The organism is Marinobacter sp. UBA2498 (assembly GCF_002341575.1).
In the GTDB taxonomy this organism is placed as follows: Bacteria; Pseudomonadota; Gammaproteobacteria; order Pseudomonadales; family Oleiphilaceae; genus Marinobacter; species Marinobacter manganoxydans.
Genome location: NZ_DDOI01000090.1, coordinates 47,225 through 52,057, shown reverse-complemented (window position 1 = coordinate 52,057; position 4,833 = coordinate 47,225). Strand labels below are relative to the sequence as shown.

At 60.6% G+C, this 4,833-nt stretch carries 3 protein-coding genes; 2 read left to right on the top strand and 1 reads right to left on the bottom strand.

Annotated features, from left to right (window positions below; translation table 11 throughout):
* The first annotated feature begins 3 nt into the window (after positions 1-3).
* On the top strand, positions 4-1,413 hold the full coding sequence (gene argH, locus B2W52_RS12775) for an argininosuccinate lyase (RefSeq protein WP_286803420.1): 1,410 nt from the start codon (positions 4-6) through the stop codon (positions 1,411-1,413).
* A gap of 27 nt (positions 1,414-1,440) precedes the next feature.
* Here the strand turns inward: argH and B2W52_RS12770 are convergent, their stop codons facing one another.
* On the bottom strand, positions 1,441-3,885 hold the full coding sequence (locus B2W52_RS12770; protein WP_286803414.1) for an EAL domain-containing protein: 2,445 nt from the start codon (positions 3,883-3,885) through the stop codon (positions 1,441-1,443).
* A gap of 109 nt (positions 3,886-3,994) precedes the next feature.
* On the opposite strand from B2W52_RS12770, the gene B2W52_RS12765 reads away from it, so the two are divergent.
* A partial coding sequence (locus B2W52_RS12765) for a class I adenylate cyclase (protein ID WP_286803412.1) occupies positions 3,995-4,833 on the top strand: 839 nt, incomplete at its 3' end.

Sequence of the window (4,833 nt, the reverse complement as noted above, 5' to 3'; positions counted from 1 at the left end):
ACCATGACGGATCAGAAAAAGTCTGACCAGACCACAAGCTCTGAAAAACCCTGGGGCGGGCGCTTCAGTGAGCCCACCGATGCCTTTGTTGAAAAATTTACTGCATCGGTGGGATTTGACCAGCGCCTGTACCATCACGACATCACCGGTTCCATTGCCCATGCCACCATGCTGGCCGAGGTTGGCGTGCTTACCACCGACGAGCGGGACCAGATCATTGAGGGCCTGAAAGGCGTCAAGGCAGACATCGAGGCCGGCAACTTCCAGTGGTCGGTCAGCCTTGAAGACGTGCACATGAACATTGAAGCACGCCTCACCGACCGTATCGGTATCACGGGCAAGAAGCTGCACACCGGCCGAAGCCGCAACGATCAGGTGGCAACGGATATCCGTCTGTACCTGCGGGACGAAATCGACGTGATTGCCGAAGAACTGAAGCGCCTGCAATCGGGTCTGCTGGATCTGGCCGAGCGCGAGGCGCATACCATCATGCCCGGTTTTACCCATCTGCAGACTGCCCAGCCGGTCACCTTCGGGCACCACTTGCTGGCCTGGTACGAAATGCTGGTCCGCGATGCCGAACGTCTGCAGGATTGCCGTAAGCGGGTGAACGTGATGCCCCTGGGCGCGGCTGCGCTGGCCGGCACTACCTATCCCATTGATCGGGCAATGACCGCCCGACTGCTGGGTTTTGACCGGCCCACCGAGAACAGCCTGGACTCTGTCAGCGACCGGGACTTTGCCATTGAGTTCTGCAGCTTTGCGGCACTGCTGATGACGCATCTTTCCAGGTTCAGCGAGGAGCTTGTGCTCTGGACCTCCGCCCAGTTCGATTTCATTGATCTGCCGGACCGCTTCTGCACCGGCTCGTCCATCATGCCCCAGAAAAAGAACCCCGACGTGCCGGAACTGGTCCGGGGCAAGACCGGTCGTGTCAATGGCCACCTGATCAGCCTGCTGACCCTGATGAAAAGCCAGCCGCTGGCCTACAACAAGGACAACCAGGAAGACAAGGAACCACTGTTCGACACGGTTGATACCATCAAGGGCTGTCTGAAGGCCTATGCCGACATGATTCCGGCCATTAGCTCCAAAGCGGACAACATGAGAGTGGCAGCCAAGCGCGGTTTCTCAACCGCTACCGATCTGGCGGATTACCTGGTCAAGAAAGGCGTGCCTTTCCGGGACGCCCACGAGATCGTGGGCAAGTCCGTGGCGTTCGGTGTGGCTGAAGGTCGTGACCTGTCTGATATGACCCTCGAAGAGCTGCAGCAGTTCTCCGATCATATCGGCGCCGATGTTTTCGATGTGCTGACCCTGGAAGGTTCGGTCCAGGCCCGTGATCATCTCGGCGGCACGGCGCCGGATCAGGTGCGTGCGGCGGTCGGTCGGGCCCGCAACCAGCTGGGCTGAGCCGGCGCACTCAGCGGGGCGAAACGGTTAACCGCCGATTCGCCCCGTAGCGAGGTCTACCGCCGCCGGCGTGAGTTCGTCCAGTGGCTCAGGTCGGCATAGCCGGTAGCCCTGTCCGTAGTGAATGCCCAGAGTCCGTACCTTGCGAAGGGCATCGTCGCTTTCGATAAACGTGGCCACCGTCACTTTGCCGGCGGCCTCGGCAATCCGGTGCAGTGCTTCCAGCATCACCTGCTGCACCGGGTCTTCCTCCAGCTGCTGAACCATTCTCCGGTCCAGTTTGATGATATCCACGGGTAATCTCGCCGCCAGGCTGTAGCTTTCCACCGATGCGCCGGCACCGTCCAGGGCGACGCGGAAGCCTGCCCGATGCAGGGCATCGCACAGCACGGCCACGTCGTCGGGATACTGGGTGGCGTGGGCCTCACGGATTTCCAGGCAGAAACAGTCCGGGGCAAACGGGGATTGGTTCAGGGCATCGGCCATGAAGTCGGCGAAGGTGTCATCCAGCACAGTTGCCAGTGACAGGTTAAATCCACAGTACTTCAATCGGAGTTCCAGCAAGGGCTGGTTACCGAGCCATTCCAGGGTTTGCCGGATCACCTGGCGATCCAGGCGCTTTGCCAGGTCAAACCGTTCCGCAATGGGGAGGAAATCGTCGGGCAGGAGTGTCGCCTCATCATCCGACGTTGTTGGAATCCGGCAGAGGATTTCGATGTGATCGCCCCAGGTGGGGCTGGCCACCGGCCTCATGGCCTGGTATTCGAGAATCAGCGACTGTTTGTCCAGCGCGTCGCGGATCTGCTCGACCCGTTTGCTGGCGACTGAATCGTCCGTCTGGTTGGCAATGGCCCTGGCCGCGTGAACCCGGTTGCGTCCGGAGGTTTTGGCGGTGTGGCAAAGGTCCGCAGCCTGGCCCAGAAGCTGCTCCGGATCCGCGGGGATGTCGTTGTCCAGGATTAACAGGCCGCCCGATGCGGTGGTCTGGAGGCTGTGACCCTGCCAGTCGAAGACAAAGTCGCCGATCAAATCAAGGGTTTCCTGGGCAATCTTGCGGGCCCGCGCTTCCGGGCAGTTCTCGATCAGAAGGGCGAAGGTGTCGCCAGCGAGGCGGGCGAGGGCGTCACGCTGCCGGACGCGCACGCCGAGGTTGCCGGCCAGCTCCCTGAGGTAGCGGTCACAGGTGCCGCTGCCAGCAAGATCGTTAAAGCGTTCGAATTCATCCAGATCCAGGTAGAGCAGGCTGTCGCAGGATTCTCGATGGGTTTTCTGCTCCAGGGTTCTTAATACCCGAGCGATGAATGCCTTTCGGTTCATCAGGCCGGTAACCGGATCGTGACGTATCCGGTATTCCTCACTGGAGGCGTGATTCAGCCTGGGCTCAATGCGACGGGCCACGTGCACCGCGCCGGTGATTTCGCCCTGGTCGTTGGTCAGGCGCTGGTAATGGAACTCATGCACTGGTAGCTGGCGCGACTGCTGGGCCATGGGCATCTCGACCACGAAGTTGTCACGTTCGAAGGCCCGGTGCCAGAGCCGTTCCATCAGCCTGCGTTCGTTCGGGAACTCCTGAAGCAGGTCGCTCAGGTTGTCGCCTGCCTCCGGGCGCCCGCCAAAGGTTTCGGCAAACTGTCTGGCCCAGGCGTCATTAAAGTGGAGCAGGTTGAACGAGAGATCGACTGCCACAACCAGATCGGAGGTGGCGCTGGTGACCGCTGCGAGCATGGTGTTTGCGTGCTGGCGAGCCCTGTCGAGTTTCATATCGGCGGTCCGGTCTACCAGGGTGCCGCCGAGTCCGGTAATCCGGCCGCCCTGTTTCAGAGCCCGACAACTGAGGGTCACCCGACGATGGTTCTGTTGCGAGGTAACGATATCGAGGTTGAGGGAGAATGCGTCTCCGGTTCGGAGGCAGCGGCGGAACATGGCCCGGACCCTGGCCTGGCCGGTCTGGCAGTAGAAAAGCGCCTGTTCGGGCGTGATTTCGGCGCCCGGTCTCAGCTCGAGAAGCTGGAACATTCCCTCGGTCCAGGTCATTTCATTCGTGCGGGTGTCCAGTTCCCAGATCCCGAAACCGGCACTGCTCTCCGCTGCTCGCAACAGACGGGAATCCCTGCTTGAGCTGTCGCACAGGGCAATCGTGGCACTCGCCGCCTTGTCGGAATCCCGAACGTCGAGTCGCAGGCTCAGGCAGGCGGTGTAGAAGAAACCTTCCTTGTGCCGGAAGGTCACCAGGACGTTCTGGCCACGCTCGATCCGGTGGCGGTTTGCCGGTGCAAAGGGATCATCCTGGCGAGATGCCAGGATCCGGTGCACCGGTTGGCCTTCCAGTTCGCTGCTCTCATAACCGAGCACCGTCTCGGCCTGGTGGTCAGCGAACAGTACTTTTCCTTCATCGTCGATGCGTAAAACGGTCTGGCGCCCGGAGGTCGCGGACTGGTCCGAACGGTAGCGGCGAATGATGAATTCTTTCACAGCGGGTAAGCCTCGCGTGTCCTGCAGCTTTTATTTTTTTAAAGGTTTTGCCACGATGCCGACATCATACTCATACTGATGCTGAAAAGAACCTCTCTGCGGAGCCGCCTTGACCGCCCACGTTGCCCCGATTTCCCTCGACTTTGAGGAGGGAATAGATCGCAAGACCCTCCGTCGCCTGAGGGACCGGTTTCTGCTGGTCAATCAGCAGCGCTGGAGTCGTGCCCACTCGGCCCTGTCCTATCGCCAGCAAATGGTGCTGGAGATTCTGCCCCTGGTTTTCCATCTCAATCATCCAGCCCTGCCGGGTTACCTGGACAGCGATTGCCCCTATGGCCTGAGCAACTATCAGCCGTCACCGGCCACCATCAATGCGGCTCGTCGACTGGCCCGGACTTTTTCGCTGAAGGATGAAGGCAAGCGCAAACCGGATCTGGACGCCATGTTCCTGATGGGCAGCCCGGGAACCCTTGGCCATTCCGTGGCCAGTGACCTCGACGTCTGGCTCTGTCACCGCAGTGACCTGCCCGAGCGGGGCATCCGCTGTCTTGAGCGCAAAGCCGCGAAGCTGGCCCGCTGGGCGGAATCTTTCGGTGTCGAACTGCACGTATTCGTCTTCTGTGCTTCGGATTGGCGTGCCGGTCGGCAACGGGTAGAGGTGACCGGCGAGAACTGTGGCAGCGCCCAGCATTTCCTGCTGCTGGACGAGTTCTACCGGACCAGCATCCATCTGGCCGGTGCCTGGCCCATGTGGTGGCTGATTCCTGCGGAGCGGGAGGAAACCTACGATGACTGCATGCGCAAGCTGGTGGATTACCGGTTTGTGCGCGCCGAGGACTATATCGATTTTGGCCCGGTGCCGGCGATTCCGGAGGAAGAATTCCTTGGTGCGGGCGTCTGGCAGTTGTACAAGGGGATTGATGCGCCCTGGAAATCGATTCTGAAACT